Origin of the sequence: Pedobacter sp. MR22-3, assembly GCF_026240075.1 — a bacterium.
GTDB lineage: Bacteria > Bacteroidota > Bacteroidia > Sphingobacteriales > Sphingobacteriaceae > Pedobacter.
Genome location: NZ_JAPIVF010000006.1, coordinates 247,080 through 261,931 on the forward strand (window position 1 = coordinate 247,080; position 14,852 = coordinate 261,931).

Annotated in this window: 18 protein-coding genes; 12 read left to right on the forward strand and 6 right to left on the reverse strand. The window is 36.3% G+C overall.

Annotation, left to right across the window (positions count from 1 at the left end; all coding sequences use genetic code 11):
• Positions 1-62 precede the first annotated feature (62 nt).
• A complete protein-coding gene (locus OQ267_RS16265; RefSeq protein ID WP_088300564.1) occupies positions 63-419 on the forward strand; it encodes a response regulator in 357 nt (118 codons plus the stop codon).
• Here the strand turns inward: OQ267_RS16265 and OQ267_RS16270 are convergent, their stop codons facing one another.
• Together OQ267_RS16270 and OQ267_RS16275 are read right to left on the reverse strand one after the other, a co-directional pair.
• Positions 420-1,724 (reverse strand): ABC1 kinase family protein, encoded by a 1,305-nt coding sequence (locus OQ267_RS16270; RefSeq protein WP_265836912.1) that lies wholly within the window; start codon positions 1,722-1,724, stop codon positions 420-422.
• Between the two features lie 6 nt (positions 1,725-1,730).
• Positions 1,731-2,384, reverse strand: coding sequence for a TetR family transcriptional regulator C-terminal domain-containing protein (locus OQ267_RS16275; protein WP_265817594.1), 654 nt, complete (start codon positions 2,382-2,384; stop codon positions 1,731-1,733).
• 214 nt (positions 2,385-2,598) lie between these two features.
• Between OQ267_RS16275 and OQ267_RS16280 the strand changes: the two genes are divergently transcribed.
• From OQ267_RS16280 to OQ267_RS16290, 3 genes are all read left to right on the forward strand, one after another.
• Positions 2,599-3,453, forward strand: a complete 855-nt coding sequence (locus tag OQ267_RS16280; protein ID WP_265836913.1) for an HD domain-containing protein — start codon at positions 2,599-2,601, stop codon at positions 3,451-3,453.
• 61 nt (positions 3,454-3,514) lie between these two features.
• Positions 3,515-3,655 carry a twin-arginine translocase TatA/TatE family subunit gene (tatA, locus tag OQ267_RS16285; RefSeq protein ID WP_265817596.1) on the forward strand — a complete coding sequence of 47 codons (141 nt, stop codon included), beginning with the start codon at positions 3,515-3,517 and terminating at the stop codon, positions 3,653-3,655.
• Between the two features lie 56 nt (positions 3,656-3,711).
• The gene (locus OQ267_RS16290; RefSeq protein WP_265836915.1) at positions 3,712-3,918 is read left to right on the forward strand and encodes a hypothetical protein; all 207 of its coding nucleotides are present in this window, start codon (positions 3,712-3,714) and stop codon (positions 3,916-3,918) included.
• Positions 3,919-4,151: 233 nt separating this feature from the next.
• Here the strand turns inward: OQ267_RS16290 and rpoN are convergent, their stop codons facing one another.
• Positions 4,152-5,624, reverse strand: a complete 1,473-nt coding sequence (gene rpoN, locus OQ267_RS16295) for an RNA polymerase factor sigma-54 (protein WP_088300558.1) — start codon at positions 5,622-5,624, stop codon at positions 4,152-4,154.
• 152 nt (positions 5,625-5,776) lie between these two features.
• Here rpoN and mscL point away from each other — a divergent pair, with 152 nt between their 5' ends.
• The gene (mscL, locus tag OQ267_RS16300) at positions 5,777-6,211 is read left to right on the forward strand and encodes a large conductance mechanosensitive channel protein MscL (protein ID WP_088300557.1); all 435 of its coding nucleotides are present in this window, start codon (positions 5,777-5,779) and stop codon (positions 6,209-6,211) included.
• A 115-nt stretch (positions 6,212-6,326) separates the two neighbouring features.
• On the opposite strand, the gene OQ267_RS16305 is transcribed toward mscL, so the two are convergent.
• Positions 6,327-7,199 carry a ChaN family lipoprotein gene (locus OQ267_RS16305; protein WP_265836916.1) on the reverse strand — a complete coding sequence of 291 codons (873 nt, stop codon included), beginning with the start codon at positions 7,197-7,199 and terminating at the stop codon, positions 6,327-6,329.
• Between the two features lie 133 nt (positions 7,200-7,332).
• On the opposite strand from OQ267_RS16305, the gene OQ267_RS16310 reads away from it, so the two are divergent.
• The 7 genes from OQ267_RS16310 (at position 7,333) to tsaB (ending at position 11,815) form a co-directional block, all read left to right on the forward strand.
• The gene (locus tag OQ267_RS16310) at positions 7,333-8,106 is read left to right on the forward strand and encodes a LiaF transmembrane domain-containing protein (protein WP_088300555.1); all 774 of its coding nucleotides are present in this window, start codon (positions 7,333-7,335) and stop codon (positions 8,104-8,106) included.
• 143 nt (positions 8,107-8,249) lie between these two features.
• Entirely contained in the window at positions 8,250-9,311 is a 1,062-nt protein-coding gene (locus tag OQ267_RS16315) for a sensor histidine kinase (RefSeq protein WP_265836917.1), read from the forward strand.
• The gene (locus tag OQ267_RS16320; protein WP_088300554.1) at positions 9,289-10,023 is read left to right on the forward strand and encodes a LytR/AlgR family response regulator transcription factor; all 735 of its coding nucleotides are present in this window, start codon (positions 9,289-9,291) and stop codon (positions 10,021-10,023) included. The genes OQ267_RS16315 and OQ267_RS16320 overlap by 23 nt, the downstream gene beginning before the upstream one ends.
• A 146-nt stretch (positions 10,024-10,169) precedes the next feature.
• On the forward strand, positions 10,170-10,328 hold the full coding sequence (gene rpmH / locus OQ267_RS22490) for a 50S ribosomal protein L34 (RefSeq protein ID WP_010601723.1): 159 nt from the start codon (positions 10,170-10,172) through the stop codon (positions 10,326-10,328).
• A 65-nt stretch (positions 10,329-10,393) separates the two neighbouring features.
• Positions 10,394-10,792: a ribonuclease P protein component gene (locus OQ267_RS16330; protein ID WP_265817600.1), complete on the forward strand. Its 399-nt coding sequence runs from the start codon at positions 10,394-10,396 to the stop codon at positions 10,790-10,792.
• The gene (gene yidD, locus OQ267_RS16335; protein WP_265836919.1) at positions 10,776-11,006 is read left to right on the forward strand and encodes a membrane protein insertion efficiency factor YidD; all 231 of its coding nucleotides are present in this window, start codon (positions 10,776-10,778) and stop codon (positions 11,004-11,006) included. Before OQ267_RS16330 ends, yidD begins: the two co-directional genes overlap by 17 nt.
• 122 nt (positions 11,007-11,128) lie before the next feature.
• Entirely contained in the window at positions 11,129-11,815 is a 687-nt protein-coding gene (tsaB, locus tag OQ267_RS16340; RefSeq protein ID WP_265836921.1) for a tRNA (adenosine(37)-N6)-threonylcarbamoyltransferase complex dimerization subunit type 1 TsaB, read from the forward strand.
• On the opposite strand, the gene OQ267_RS16345 is transcribed toward tsaB, so the two are convergent.
• Together OQ267_RS16345 and OQ267_RS16350 are read right to left on the reverse strand one after the other, a co-directional pair.
• Positions 11,816-13,225, reverse strand: a complete 1,410-nt coding sequence (locus OQ267_RS16345; protein WP_265836923.1) for a DUF5723 family protein — start codon at positions 13,223-13,225, stop codon at positions 11,816-11,818. It lies immediately after the preceding gene.
• Positions 13,226-13,251: 26 nt separating this feature from the next.
• Positions 13,252-14,820 carry a hypothetical protein gene (locus OQ267_RS16350; protein WP_265836925.1) on the reverse strand — a complete coding sequence of 523 codons (1,569 nt, stop codon included), beginning with the start codon at positions 14,818-14,820 and terminating at the stop codon, positions 13,252-13,254.
• Positions 14,821-14,852 lie beyond the last annotated feature (32 nt).

The following is a 14,852-nucleotide window of genomic DNA, read 5'->3' on the forward strand; positions in this document are numbered from 1 at the left end:
GGGCAATTGGATTTTGAATACTTCCTTTTTCCTATATTTAAAAAAATATTCTTACAGTCAATATGAAGAAAAAGGTTGTGCTTATTCAGGATAATAAAGAAATTCTTGAAATAATGGACCAGGTGCTGGAGGAGGAGGGATTTGATGTTACGGCATCATTAACGACCGATCCGGTTGAAAAAATAGATGAGATTGACCCTGATGTAGTAGTTGTGGATGACCACATTAAAGGTGAAAAGAAAGGGTCAGAAGTTATTAAGGACTTAAAATCTGACCCGGAAACAGAAGATGTATCTGCAGTGCTAACTTCCACATCCAATAAATTGCCAGAAGAAGCAAAGGAATGCAAAGCGGATGATTATATTGAAAAACCGTTTGACATTGATCACATGATTAATGTGGTGAAAAAAAACTGTTAATTACCGGTTTAAGGTTGGCTCATAAGTGTCTGTATTCACCATTGCTTTTAATTCGTGTAAAATTTGATATAAACCAAAGTTTGTGCGGTTCACATAAATGAAATGTTTTACACCTCTGGCCTGTTTAAATTCAGGCATTTTTGAAATCTTCTCACCATAAAGATATAGTTGCTCAAAAAATTCTGTTTTACTGAAATCAAACACCTTGCTGATATAAGGTTTTGCAAAGAGACTGATCATTTCCTTATATGCTTTATAGTAGAATTCTACCTGCTCTTCAGTATCATCGGTATGAATCATGTCTAGTTTTCTAAAGGCATCAATCGTTTTGGTTTTATCGTTGATTACATCTGTAGAAATGAGCGAGAAGAAAGGGTAATAGAAATCATTGGGCAATTCTTTAATGCATCCAAAATCAATGACACCCAGGTCTTCATCTGGCGTGATCATAAAGTTGCCGGGATGCGGATCTGCATGCACAGCACGAAGCTCATGTTGCTGGAAGTTATAGAAATCCCAAAGAGCCTGGCCAATTTTATTTCTCAGTTCCTGAGAAGGATTAGTTTTTAAAAACTCTTTTAAATGTAATCCATCCAGCCAATCCATGGTAATGATTCGCTTACCAGATAACTCAGGATAGTATTTCGGAAAAACTACGTGATCAAGGTTTTTGCAGTCTTCAGAGAACTGGATAGACCTCCTTACCTCAAGCTCATAATCCGTTTCTTCCAGTAAGCGTTCTTCAACCTCTTTAATATAAATATTTAATTCCCGCTCAGACATTCCCAATAGGCGGAAAGCAAATGGCTTTACCAGTTTTAAATCTGATGAAATACTGTCGCCAACACCCAGATATTGAATTTTAACGGCAAGCTTTTTACCATTGAGCGTAGCCTGATGTACTTGTCCGATAGATGCAGCATTGCTGGAATTTAGATTAAAGGTGTCAAAAATCTGCTCAGGTGTTTTGCCAAAGTTTTTGGTAAATGTACGCATAATTAAAGGCCCTGAAAGGGGAGGTGCATTGTATTGCGACTGGGTAAATTTATCTACATATGATTTTGGCAGGATATTTTTATCCATACTTAACATCTGCGCTATTTTTAAGGCACTGCCCTTAAGTTCGCTCAGCGATTTATAAATATCAGTTGCATTATCTTCATTTAACTGATCTCTATCCATATCCGGATTAAACAATTTCTTTGAATAATGCTTGATATAGTTTCCGCCAATCTGAAAACCTGTTTTCACAAATTTTGCCGAGCGCTCTACTTTTGTAGTTGGAATACTCTGTTGTGTCTTCATTAATGATTATAATCCCATTTTTTCTTTAAACTTCCCGTTTCTGGAAAGAAACTTTCCATAATCAATCAGGTTATCAATAGGTGAATGCTGAAAAAGATCGAACGTAACGTTGATTCCCTTTTCAATGGCCTCATCACTTTTCTCAAAGCCGTCACTGTCATCATTAATCCAAAAATTAAGGATAAATGAAAACTGAATCCAAAGGGCATCCTTATAACGTTTAGTTAAAAATTTACGTTCAGCCAATTCGCCACTTTCCAGGCCGTCATCAATAATTTCCTGTGCAAAGTTCTCGAAAATTGGCTTTACACCCGCCAATATATCAGGTGTGGAAAATTTACCCCTGTAATTTTTTAAACTATAAATAACAAAGCTTCGTTCGCTTTTCAGATTTTCCAGAAAGCTGTAAAAAAAAGAAAGCATTTTCTCACGCGAAGTATATTGTAGCCAAACTTCCTGCTCCTTTATTTTACGAATGGTTTCAAAAGTGAATTCAAACCAAATGGTCTTCTCTATACTTTCAAAAGAAGAAAAAAACTGATAAAATTCAGCTTCGGTAATTTTAATCTTCTTTGCAAAAGAATAAACCGTTTTTGGTTTTTCATCATGGGTTAAAACATAATCTATATATGCTTTTCTAATCTGTTGAGCAGTTGCCATATTATCGTTTATTTACAATATAACGTTTTATTAATTTGCTTGTTTTATATCTTTTTAATTGTAGATCATTATTTTGTAATAATAGCTTTCAAAATATTTGAAAGTTGTTTTTTTGACTAATTTAAATAGCAGATTGAAAATCAAGAGAAAATATTTTTAGTTTATATGCTAAATAAATTAGTATAATTGTGCTTTGGTATTTATTCTCATCAATATGATTCAGCTGAATGATTTTTTATACGGAAATATGGAATTTCCAAAGGTATTTGAAGCGCTTTTGCAAACAGATGCTTTAAAGCGTTTAGCTGGCATACACCAGAGCGGAGCAATTTTCCTGGTTAATCCATCTATTTGCCATTCACGTTTAGAACATGCAATAGGAGTAGCCATGCTGATCAAGAAAATGGGAGGCACTGAACTTGAACAAATTGCCGGATTGCTACATGATGTTTCGCATACGGCTTTTTCCCATGTAGGTGATTATGTATTTGAGTATGTTGAAGAGGATTACCATGAGCAGGTTTTCGCTGAGGTGATCTATAAATCTGAAATTCCTGATGTGCTGCTTAAATATGGCTATACTGCTAATCAGATTATTCATGGTGTTTTTAATATTTTAGAACAGCCGATGCCATCGCTTTGTGCAGATCGTTTGGATTATACGTTGCGTGATGGCATTCATGGGGAAATTATTACCCGCCAGCGGGCTAAGCAGTTTTTAAATGCGGTGGTGCTGAGTAATGGTATAATTGCCGTAAATAATGATGCTGAAGTGCAATGGATCAATGAGACATTTAAAAAATTAAATGATGATGTATTTAAACTCCCGGTTCATCTCTATGCAAATGGAAAAATGACTGAACTGATTAAACTCTTCTTAAAAAAAGGATTACTTACCAAAAGTGATATGTTTAAAACGGATACACTATTGCTGAATAAAATCAGAACAACATATGAAGGGTATGAAGCCATAAAATCCATCAAACAATTGCGTGGACTTGCAGAATTTATCAGGCATGGCAAAGTTCCTGTGATTAAAGATAGGGCATTAAAAGCGTTATTGGTTTAGTATAAGTCATATTTCAAAAACAATATTACTTATTTTAGCGTATCTTGTTTAAAAATAATTTATGTCGGCTATAGAAATCATATTAATTGGTGTTATAATCCTGTTACTTTTTGGCGGTAAAAAGTTGCCGGAACTGATGCGCGGAATCGGCAGAAGTGTGAAAGCGTTTAAAAATGCGAAGGATGAGCCTGCTCACAAATAATCAGCACGAAATAAACTTTTCTACTATTGGGGTGTTATGAATGTAAACTCACCGCAATGGAAAATCAAAACAAAGATCAGGAAAAATCAACATTTTTTAAGCAAGCCCAGGAAAATCCTTCTACAGGTTTAAATGACTGGAATGACCGCCTGGATGAAAACTTAGAACCAGAAAAACAGGGCGATACTGCTGCAGATGATCGGGCAAAAGATTTCTCAGAAAAACTAGGCAGTGGTGACCAGTCAGATCAAACCGGCAACTAATATTTACCTATCGATTATTCACTTAACATGGAAAAATCATGTCTATATTCCTGTATATGACAGATTAATGAATAAAGTGCAGCTACCTGGCAAGACACCAACCAGGATGAGAATGATGAGTCAATAACAATTATTTATCAGTTGGGTGTCTCACCAATCGAAATAATGATGTCTGTATTTTATTAGTATTTGCCTGGAAAAAAATCGTCTCTAACCAATACCCAAATAAACAACTATAATTCTTTCCTTAACCTGGCCACCGGAATGTTCATCTGTTCCCGGTATTTGGCTACAGTTCTTCTGGCAATATTATAACCCCTTTCTTTTAAGATCTCAGTCAGCTTTTCATCGGCCAGGGGCTTGCGTTTATCCTCATTCCCAATACAATCTTCCAGAATTTTTTTAACTTCCTTATTGGAAACTTCTTCACCATTTTCAGTCTGAATGGCTTCAGAGAAAAATGATTTTAATAAAAATGTACCAAATTCGGTTTGAACATATTTAGAGTTTGCTACCCTGGATACCGTAGAGATATCCATGTCGATTTTATCGGCAATATCTTTTAAAATCATCGGACGCATTTTACGTTCATCAGCAGTTAAAAAGTATTCATACTGATAGTGCATAATGGCATTCATGGTTTTAAGCAGCGTCTGTTGTCTTTGCTTAATGGCATCAATAAACCATTTGGCAGAATCTAATTTTTGCTTTACAAACTGAACCGCTTCTTTTAGCTTTTTATCTTTTGAAGATGCTTTATCATAATGCTCAAACATTTCCTGGTAGGAGCGGCTTACTTTAAGTTCGGGTGCATTTTTGGAGTTCAGGGTTAAAATAAGGACGCCATCATTATTGCTGATGTGAAAATCAGGAATGATTTGCATTTGCTTAGTGGTTACCTGGTTGGCATCTCCAGGTTTTGGATTTAAGCGGAGAATTTCATTAACAACTTCTTTTAATTCCTCACTATCCAAACCCAGGCTTTTCTCCAGTTTGTCATAATGTTTGCGTGTAAATTCATCCAGGTAATTTTCAACCACATTCATTGCCTTTATGATGATCGGATTTGCCGGATCTTTCCTTTTTAACTGGATCAGCAGGCATTCTTTTAAATCGCGTGCACCAATGCCCGGAGGATCAAAGCTTTGAATCAGCTTCAGCATTTCCAGTACATCTTCCTCTTCCACCATTACGTTTTGTGAAAATGCAAGATCATCAATCATCGAGCCTAAGGGACGGCGTAAATAACCATCATCATCCAAACTTCCAATAATCTGTTTTCCGATAATAAAATCCTGATCTGAAAGTGGAACCAGGTCTAATTGTTCCTGAAGACTTTCGAAAAAAGTACTTTCTATTGCAATAGGTGTTTCCTTTTTCTCCTCATCATCATCGCCATTATTGTAATTGGTGCTGTAGTCATTGGTATTGTCATCCTGCAGATAATCATCTACATTAAACTCATCCGTATTATTATCTTCAGCCTGACTTTCAAATTCTTCCGGACCATCATTCAGGTCATCATATTCACCTTTTGGTTCTTCCTGCGTCATTAAACTCGGATCTTCCAATGCAGGATTTTCTTCCAATTCTTCCTTAATCCTGGTATCTAAAGCAACGGTTGGTACTTGCAACAATTTTATAAACTGGATTTGTTGTGGTGATAACTTTTGTAATAATTTTTGTTGTAAGTGTTGCTTTAGCATATGATATAGTAGAATGGCGTCAAAAATAAACAAATCATTTCAGATTTTTTTGGAATTACACCAAATGACTTGGTTACGGATTAAATTATTCGCTAAACGTTTGTATTGAGTTTAATGTTTGCTACTTTAGTAAATAAATTAAAACAGATATAATGGGCTTTGTAAAAGAATTTAAAGAATTTGCAATCAAAGGCAATGTTATGGATCTGGCTGTTGGTGTAATTATTGGAGGCGCTTTCGGAAAGATTATTGACAGTGTGGTTAATGATTTAATTATGCCGCTGGTTGCCGGAATCATCGGGAAACCAGATTTCAGCAATTTATACCTGGTATTAAGGGGGGCTGTACCAGAAGGTACTGCTTTAGCAGATGCGAAAAAAATTGAAGGGGCAGCAATTTTTGCCTATGGTAATTTTATAACAGTAGCAATCAATTTCATATTACTGGCTTTAGTTATATTTATGATGATTAAGGCTATTAATAAAATGAAACGTAAGGAAGAGGCTGTTGCTGCTGCACCAGTAGCTCCACCAAAAGAAGAAATGCTGTTAACTGAAATCAGAGACTTGCTTAAAGCAAAGTCTTAACATACATAGGGCTATATCATAAATTTGAAATGTTACCCTGAGCTCATCGCCAGCATATAATACCCCGCTTTCATAAAGGGGGATAAATAGCAGTAAATAATTATTGAACTTCAGGTTAATAGCTTCTTTTCAATTTTGGATCAGTGATGATGATGTAATCGCCTAAGTTGTTAAATTTTGCCCAATCTGGTTTTTCAAATGCAGGGTCTGAAAAGGCAGATATATTCAGGATCTTAATTTTTGGCGAATATTGCTGTAGTTTCGCCAGTGTTCCCAATTTTTCGTCACTGTGGAAACGGCCGTTAATGTGAAAGACTTTGATGCCTTTATTGGCATTGATAAATTTTGAAACAGACCAGGCCATGGTAGCGTCCCAGAAATTCTGCGTTTGATAAACTTTCATTGTGCCCATGCCGTGGCCACCCAATAATTGGTTAAATTTCTGATAATATCTGCCTGTTGCAGTATCTATTGGTAAGGGCGGCAAAAAGCTTAATGATGTTGCAGGAAATTTTTCAAGCACAACCAAGCCTTCTTTAGTAACGGCATTACTGTATCGGGCTGCAGCATTTCCTGTAATAACCTGTAATTTATTTGCTTTTGAATATTCAATTAAAGGCTTATAATCCTTATAATTCTCCCAGGCCCTGCCTTCTTTAATAAAGTTTTTTTCAGAAATTAAGCCAGCCAGGAATTCGTTCATGATCGGCTGAACATCAGTATGGAACATTTCCATACTAAGTGCTACTTGTTGTGGGTAGGTTTTGTTGAGTTTCTCAAAAATCTTTGCTTCCAGATCATGACCAACTGAATCATTATGCTCTTCGCCGAAAAATAACACATCCGCATTTTTCATGTCAGCAATAATATCATCAACAGAGATTACCTTTTGTTTTCTTACATCATATATTTTATAAGGCAAATTAAGGTTTTGTGCCTTCAATCCAATAGCAGCAGTTAGAAAAAGTAAGCCAAGTAAATATTTCATGGGCTCAAATTAAGAAATATTTTTACCGATAAAATAAGGCTGTTCACCGCTGTTTAGCCATTTTTTATGGTGCAGGTATATTGAAGGACTTAATTTATCAACATCTTTGATGTATAAATAGTAAGTAATCGAAATGGAAAACATCAATCATAATAATCGTCAGAATACTTCGGGTAGGGTTGTTGGCGGCCTCGTCATCGCGGCAATTGGCTTCATTTTTTTATTAAATAACCTTGGCCTGGATTTTCCGAGGTGGATATTCAGCATCTGGAGTCTGCTTATCGTATTGGGGATATATTTAGGTATTCGCCGGAATTTTAAAGGTATAGGCTGGCTGATTCTAGTTTTGATAGGTACGTATAATACCATTGATAGGATGGATTTTGATTTTGACCTTTCAAAATATGCACTGGGGTTTGGTTTGGTGATTATTGGTGCTTTTTTAATCATGAGACCCAATGATCGCGTTAAAGTAAAACGAAAAATGAAAGCTAAATTCAAAGATCAGTTCAATACTGCCGATACAAATGAAGAAGAATTTAAAACGGCGGATCAGCATGCTTTTGATCATGATGTTATAGATGTTGTGGCTGTGTTTGGAGGTAACAATCAAACGGTTTATTCTAAAAATTTTAAGGGTGGCGATATTTCAGCTGTATTTGGCGGTGCAGATATCATTATGACTCAGGCAGATTTTGCTGAAACGGCCAGTTTAGATGTTACGGCAATTTTTGGTGGGATAAAATTAATCGTTCCACAAAACTGGGCCATTAAATCAAATGTTACAGCAATTTTTGGTAGTGTAGAAGATAAAAGATCGCATTTAACGCCTACAGGTGATATTCAAAAAACCTTGATCTTAGATGGAACAGCAATGTTTGGCGGGATAGAAATTAAAAGTTTTTAAGGGATTCAATGTATTGAAGCATAACATCTGACAGTGAACCAAAGATAAGTGATTTACCACCATTTATCATAAACGCATACTTTCGGCTTTTTACCAGGGCCGATTGCATTAAACTAATCATTACTAAACTAAACCAAACTGTTTTGACAACCAGACCTTTATCTATTCCGCAGATACAAAAGATCTCCTTCAGCTTTGCTGTAGCGTGGACTATATTGTGTGCCATAGGGTTGCATTATGTAATTCACTTTTCATGGATAATCGCCTTTACTGATAGCGCTGTAAGTAATGTGCTTTTAGCAGCGGCCTGTATCGGAATCAGCAATATGCTGGGTTATTATCAGCCTAAAAATGAACGTATTCTTTATGTGCTCATTGTCAGTCTGGCTTTAACATTTGTGGTTATTTTCACGGCAAAGTATATCTTGCTTTATTTGTTCGCCGATTTTAAGGAATACAAGGAATTTTATAATTTTTCTTTTGCTTTCCGCGGACTGATTACATTTATGTGCCTCGGATGGTGCGCCATAGCCAATATTCTATGGTACCGGCTGGAAGAGCAAACAGAAACCCACGAACGCCTTACGGCTGCCAAAAGCCTCGCCAAAGAAGCTGAATTAAATAAGCTAAGGCATCAGCTGCAGCCACACTTTCTTTTTAATAGCCTGAATTCTGTTTTCGCTTTAACGATGATTAATCCTAAGGAAGCAGGTGTAATGATTACGAAACTGGCTTCATTCCTCAGGGGTACGCTTAAGCGTGATGATGAATTATGGGTTACGGTGGAGGAGGAGATGGAATATATTCAACTTTATCTTGATATAGAAAAAGTGAGATTCAGCCACCGTTTGAATGTAGAAGTTAATGTTGCCGAGGATACGTTAAACTTAAGCCTGCCCGGAACATTGTTGCAGCCCATTGTAGAAAATGCCATAAAATTTGGATTGTACAATACATCAGCCGGAATCACCATTAAGGTAGATGTTACTTTAGCGAATCATGTTTTATCCTTAAGGGTGCAAAATCCATTCGATCCGGAAATGAAGGCCGCTGGCGGAACGGGTTTTGGCTTAAGTGCCATCAAGCGGAGGCTTTATCTTTTATTTGCTAATCCGCACTTATTGCAAACAGAAATTGAGGCAAATAATTTATATATTACCACCTTAAAAATTCCACAAAAAAATGATCAGAGCGATACTCATTGATGATGAACCTTTAGCCAGAGATATTGTTAAGTTTTATCTTTCTGATCATACTGAAATAGAGGTGGTTGCAGAGTGTTGCGATGGATTTGAAGGATTAAAGGCCATTACGCTGCACCAGCCGGATCTTATTTTTCTGGATATCCAAATGCCTAAAATAAGTGGCTTTGAAATGCTGGAACTGGTAGATGATAAACCTGCAGTAATTTTTACCACTGCCTTTGATGAATTTGCCATTAAAGCTTTTGAGGTAAATGCTGTTGATTATCTGCTTAAACCTATTGATAAGGGTAGGTTTGAAGCAGCCATGAAAAAACTTCCCGGCCGGTTGAATCAACAGCAAAATACAGAAGCTGTTTTAGATGCGGCAGCTTTGAGTCCTGCGCAAAACAACAGGGTGGTGATTAAAAAAGATGGTGTAATCAAAATTATTCCAACAGCTGATATTAATTACCTGGAAGCCGATGATGATTATGTGAAAATGAATACGGTGGATGGAATTTTCTATAAAAATAAAACCATGGCCTATTTTGAGCAGACTTTAGATGCCGGTCAATTCATTCGTATACACCGTTCTTATATTATTAACTTGGCGCAAGTGACTAAGATAGAATTGAAAGAAAAGGATAGTTACGTGGTCTTGCTGAAATCGGATATCTGGCTGCCGGTAAGTAAAACGGGTTATGTGAAGCTGAAAGCAGCTTTGGGATTATAATTAGCATATATTAAATCTTAAATGTTTTTAAAAACGGTAAGATTTAAACGGAATTAAAAATAAAAACTAAACACGCTTGCATTTGTAGAGAAATCACTTTATATTTGCACCTCTTAATTTTGAAATTAATAAGATAATATACAGTCATGAAAAGAACATACCAACCTTCGCAAAGAAAGAGAAGAAACAAACACGGCTTCCGCGAAAGAATGGCAACAGCTAACGGCAGACGAGTATTAGCATCACGTCGTGCTAAAGGAAGAAAAAGATTAACAGTTTCTGACGAACGCAAGCATAAAGCATAGTTTTTGATTGCTTTTCCGGATTCGGAATCGGCAGAGCAAAATCTGCAATTATCAATCAAAAATATATGTACACATTCAGGAAAGAAGAACGGTTATGCAGCAGAAAACATTTAGATCTGCTGTTTAAAAACGGTTCTTCTTTTTTATTATACCCCTTTCGCATTTCTTATCTTTTTTTGGATGAACCAGCAGGCGTTCCTGCGCAGGTGGTTATCAATGTTCCTAAGAAAAGATATAAACGGGCGGTAGACCGTAACCTGCTTAAGCGACGCATCCGCGAAGCTTATCGCCTGAATAAACAGGAATATTTTTATAATCAATTGTCAGCCGATAAAGGGTTGTTATTGTTTTCTATTCAATATGTAGGAAAACAGAAATATGAGTTTACCTTCATTCAAAAGAAATTGATTGCTACTTTCAAGCGTTTTAAAACTTTAATTCAGCCAAATGAAGTTGTTGAATAAAGTTTTTGCCTGGCTATTCTTAGGTCTGATCAGGATTTATCAATATGCCATATCCCCGATACTTGGGGCAAACTGCAGGTTTACGCCAACTTGCTCGCAATATGGAATTGAAGCAATTCGCAAACATGGGCCATTTAAAGGCGGCTGGATGGCTCTGAAGCGAATTGGCCGGTGCCATCCCTGGGGAGAACATGGCCATGATCCGGTTCCTTAGCTGAGTTTATTGGTCAATGGTTAGTTGTTTATTCATTCACAAACTTCTGACTTAGGACTTCAGACTTTGGACTCCAAATTCCAAACTCAACACCTTCTTACATTTTTTAATACCTTTGCGATATGGCTAAAATACTTCAGATAGAAACTGCTACGCAGGTTTGTTCAGTGGCTTTATCAATTGATGGAAAAACAATTGTACTGAAAGAGGAAAGCGGACAAAACCTACATGCCGCTAATCTGACGCTCTTTATTGAAAAAGTAATCAGGAAAGCTGGTTTAACTTATCAGGATGTGGATGCCGTGGCTGTTAGTAAAGGACCCGGATCATATACCGGATTAAGAATTGGCGTTTCCACTGCAAAAGGTTTATGCTATGCCCTCGAAAAACCTTTAATTGCCATTGAAACATTGGAAATGATGGCTGCCGGCTTTATGATGGAAAATCCTGCATACGAGGCGCTGATTTGTCCGATGATTGATGCCAGAAGAATGGAAGTTTATGCGGCCACATTTGATGCATCTTTAAAATTGCTGGAGCCTACTTCCGCAAAAATTATTGATGAAACCAGTTTTGCAGATTTACTGGCACAACATCAGGTTAGCTTTTTGGGTGATGGTGCAGCAAAATGTGCTGAAGCACTGAATCATCCAAATGCAGTTTTTCATCCATCCAACTTTAATTCTGCCCAATATATGTCGGCCTTAGCCTTTAATGCTTTTAATCAGAGTTGCTTTGAGGATGTAGCTTACTTCGAGCCTTTTTATTTAAAAGATTTTGTGGTGACCCAGCCTAAACCAAAAGTTTAATTATTTTCTTTTAAAGATAGAAAACAGGTTTTTAAAGAAACTTCCTTCTTGCTGATCATTGATTCCGGGTATTACATCACTAAATTGAGGATGGTTAACAACATTGCCAAACTTAATGCCTACCCCCATATAAACCGAAGCACCGTTAGGGCCTGTTCCTACATCTGCCGTTTTGTTGTAAATCCCTCTGGCCTGGTTAAAGGTTGAAAATAAATTATCGGTACCTGCAAAAAGTTCAAAGTTTGGGGTTTGATACTTCCCTTGCAGCCCGATCATTAGGATGTTGTTCAGGTTATAAACCGGGGTTACGCTAGCGGAGAAATTATTATAGATAATGGTGTTGACAAATGCAATATCACCCCCTTTATAAAATAGATTTTTTGAAACAACCAATGCCGGCTTATAAAAGCCATATCGCCGGGAAACATAGAGGTCAAATTTGGCATTGGTAGCTGCTAAAAACTTTCCGCTTGGTCCGCCTAAAAATATATCTCTTATTTCCTGATTGTTGTTAGATGATTCATCATTCAGCTCATTAAGCGTTGTTGTCCGGTTGTTAATGGAATTATTGATGGTGCCACTTCTCCACCAGATAAATCCTAAATCTTTAACATTAGCCATTAGGAACAAGCCCTTTTTTGTGGTATAATTTGTGCCGAAGCTCAATGATAAACCGGGGTTTTTGAAATTTGGGAAAAAAGTATTTTTGTTTATTTCATCAGTGTCTGAAAAGTTACTCGCATAGTTCCCATTAAAAGTAATGTCGAGTGAGTTTAATGCCGGATTTACGCGTAAGCTTGAACTGGTGATATCCAGTTTGTTGTATAAAATGCCACTCAATACACTTGCTTTTAATCCAAAGGCTAACCGTTTATTATAATTTTCTCTGTAGGTAAAACTGAATTGATGATAAGATTGCTGATAACCTTTTGTGTTAAAAATCCCATTTAGCGGTGTAGCTGTAGGAAATCGATCATAATTATCAAATATGGCCAGTGTTTCGTTAGTGTAATCAATATGTGAATCTGTTCTTACCTGCCATGCTAAGCCTATTTCTTTCTGATATTTGTAAGATTTGAAAAGGCGAAAAGTTGCGACATAAACGTTGCTATTTAAGTAGAAGTGATTGATAGCGCCTGTACCTAGCGGAAGATTTCTGGTATCATTAACACCTTCCTGCGTTAACTTTCTGATGGAATACGCTGCTTCGCCAATATTGGCTGAATTGGCACCAAAATTTGGAAGAAAGAAATTTGATGAAAATTTTCGCGAAGAATCCAAAGTGAAAGATTTTTGAGAAACGTTTTCGAAAGCATCAAACATGGTTCTGGTTCCAAATAAGGCATATTGTTGCGCGTTAGCAAAATAGCCACAGCCCATTAATGTGATGGTAAGTAGAAATTTCTTCATTTAAATTGGTTTTAGCTATCGCTTATTTAACGGGTACTTGCCGAATCTGACGGGTTCGGCTTGATGTATTTATTTAAAAGCATGTTTGTGATGAATTTGTTTTGATCAGCACTCATTTGATAATAAAAGCTGTCGAATTCTTTCCATCCGCTATCTGCTTGTAAATGTTGGTAATACTTTAACAGAAGCTGACTTCTGAAGATATTCTTTGCGTTTTTCAGGTTAATATAAAAACCAATATTTGAAGTATTTGGTAACTGATTCAAGGCGTCCAGATAGGCTGGTTCCTGAATCAGTAATTTATTGTTTTTATAACTATTTAAAAAAGACTGAACGGTACTTGCATTATTGGCGATAACAAATTGATTATCAATAATAACATAATAAGGCTTTACAAAATTTTTAAAAGGTTCACCCAGGTAAGTAAAAAGAATATCAGCTGTTTTAAAATGTTTAATCTCTTCACTATAGTCCTCACTTACATCAAATAAAAGTTGCTTTACCTTTTCGCCGTTAATCAATGAGATTGCAGCTAATTTTTCTCCGGTATTTAACTGAAAGGTGATAAATTGATTTTTTAGATATAACGGAAATATAGCGTTTAAATCTGTGCGGTATTCTGTTTTAACCTTCTTGATCAATACATTTCTTTTATCGGTTAAGTTTTTAAGTGTCTGCCAGCGGACTAATTTTTGCTGCCAGGATTGGTAATTATCATAGGCATATACGGTGTAGCTGGCTGTACGATCGGGAATAATATTCTGAATATTGGTGCTTTGAACAGGTATCCGCTCAAACAATTTTAAGTAGTTATCTGCCGACTTAATTTCTGTATTGCCATTAAACAAAATTTTCTCTTTGCTGAAATTATAATTCAAGGTAGCAAAGCTGTTTTGTGTTTTAAATAAGGCCATTTCGCCATTAATACTTCCGGCAATAATATTCTTTAATAGTAATGGTTCCTGATTGAAATTAATGTACAGTTGTGCCAGAATGTTTTTGTTTAGCAGCCTTGATTCTTTAATATAGGCTGTAAAAGGGTTATCATTAAGCCTGATTGCGGCATTTTTGATTAACTTTAAGGAAGTTGATACGGTTAAAACCTGATGCTGCATGCCCATAAATACATTCAGGCTATCATTCACTTGAAGCGTATAAATATTTTTTTCTTTTACTACAGGCTTAACGATCGATTGAAGTTTGTTTTGAAAATTGATGAGTTCCTGATCTGGCCTGATCTGTACAGTAATTAGAAAGTTGAGGGTTTGATTCGTATCGGGCAGTAAACTGATGTAAATCTCCTGGTCCTGCACAAAATTATTGATCAGCTTTTTATTGATAAAACTTTCTTTCAGTTGTTTAAGTAAGTTTGTTTTTTCTTCACCAATAGCTTGCTGTAAAAGGCCTTGTCCTGCCATAATTTCATAAAAGGCTTTATCATTCTGAAAGGAAAAAAGGATGGCCGCATTGTTGGTTGCAGATTGGAGGGCCAGGTCTTTGGCATCATTTTCAATCCCTAATTTAGAAAAGTATAAATAGGACATTGATGCCACACCCAATAACAATACGCTTACTAAAATTATGATTTTTCTCATCTGTTAGGCAACAAATTTAATTTATTACATTG

Coding starts and splice junctions, on each gene's coding strand:
- OQ267_RS16265 (WP_088300564.1), top strand. CDS start 63: ATGAAGAAAAAGGTTGTGCTTATTCAGGATAATAAAGAAATTCTTGAA.
- OQ267_RS16270 (WP_265836912.1), bottom strand. CDS start 1,724: ATGAAGACACAACAGAGTATTCCAACTACAAAAGTAGAGCGCTCGGCA.
- OQ267_RS16275 (WP_265817594.1), bottom strand. CDS start 2,384: ATGGCAACTGCTCAACAGATTAGAAAAGCATATATAGATTATGTTTTA.
- OQ267_RS16280 (WP_265836913.1), top strand. CDS start 2,599: ATGATTCAGCTGAATGATTTTTTATACGGAAATATGGAATTTCCAAAG.
- tatA (WP_265817596.1), top strand. CDS start 3,515: ATGTCGGCTATAGAAATCATATTAATTGGTGTTATAATCCTGTTACTT.
- OQ267_RS16290 (WP_265836915.1), top strand. CDS start 3,712: ATGGAAAATCAAAACAAAGATCAGGAAAAATCAACATTTTTTAAGCAA.
- rpoN (WP_088300558.1), bottom strand. CDS start 5,624: ATGCTAAAGCAACACTTACAACAAAAATTATTACAAAAGTTATCACCA.
- mscL (WP_088300557.1), top strand. CDS start 5,777: ATGGGCTTTGTAAAAGAATTTAAAGAATTTGCAATCAAAGGCAATGTT.
- OQ267_RS16305 (WP_265836916.1), bottom strand. CDS start 7,199: ATGAAATATTTACTTGGCTTACTTTTTCTAACTGCTGCTATTGGATTG.
- OQ267_RS16310 (WP_088300555.1), top strand. CDS start 7,333: ATGGAAAACATCAATCATAATAATCGTCAGAATACTTCGGGTAGGGTT.
- OQ267_RS16320 (WP_088300554.1), top strand. CDS start 9,289: ATGATCAGAGCGATACTCATTGATGATGAACCTTTAGCCAGAGATATT.
- rpmH (WP_010601723.1), top strand. CDS start 10,170: ATGAAAAGAACATACCAACCTTCGCAAAGAAAGAGAAGAAACAAACAC.
- OQ267_RS16330 (WP_265817600.1), top strand. CDS start 10,394: ATGTACACATTCAGGAAAGAAGAACGGTTATGCAGCAGAAAACATTTA.
- yidD (WP_265836919.1), top strand. CDS start 10,776: ATGAAGTTGTTGAATAAAGTTTTTGCCTGGCTATTCTTAGGTCTGATC.
- tsaB (WP_265836921.1), top strand. CDS start 11,129: ATGGCTAAAATACTTCAGATAGAAACTGCTACGCAGGTTTGTTCAGTG.
- OQ267_RS16345 (WP_265836923.1), bottom strand. CDS start 13,225: ATGAAGAAATTTCTACTTACCATCACATTAATGGGCTGTGGCTATTTT.
- OQ267_RS16350 (WP_265836925.1), bottom strand. CDS start 14,820: ATGAGAAAAATCATAATTTTAGTAAGCGTATTGTTATTGGGTGTGGCA.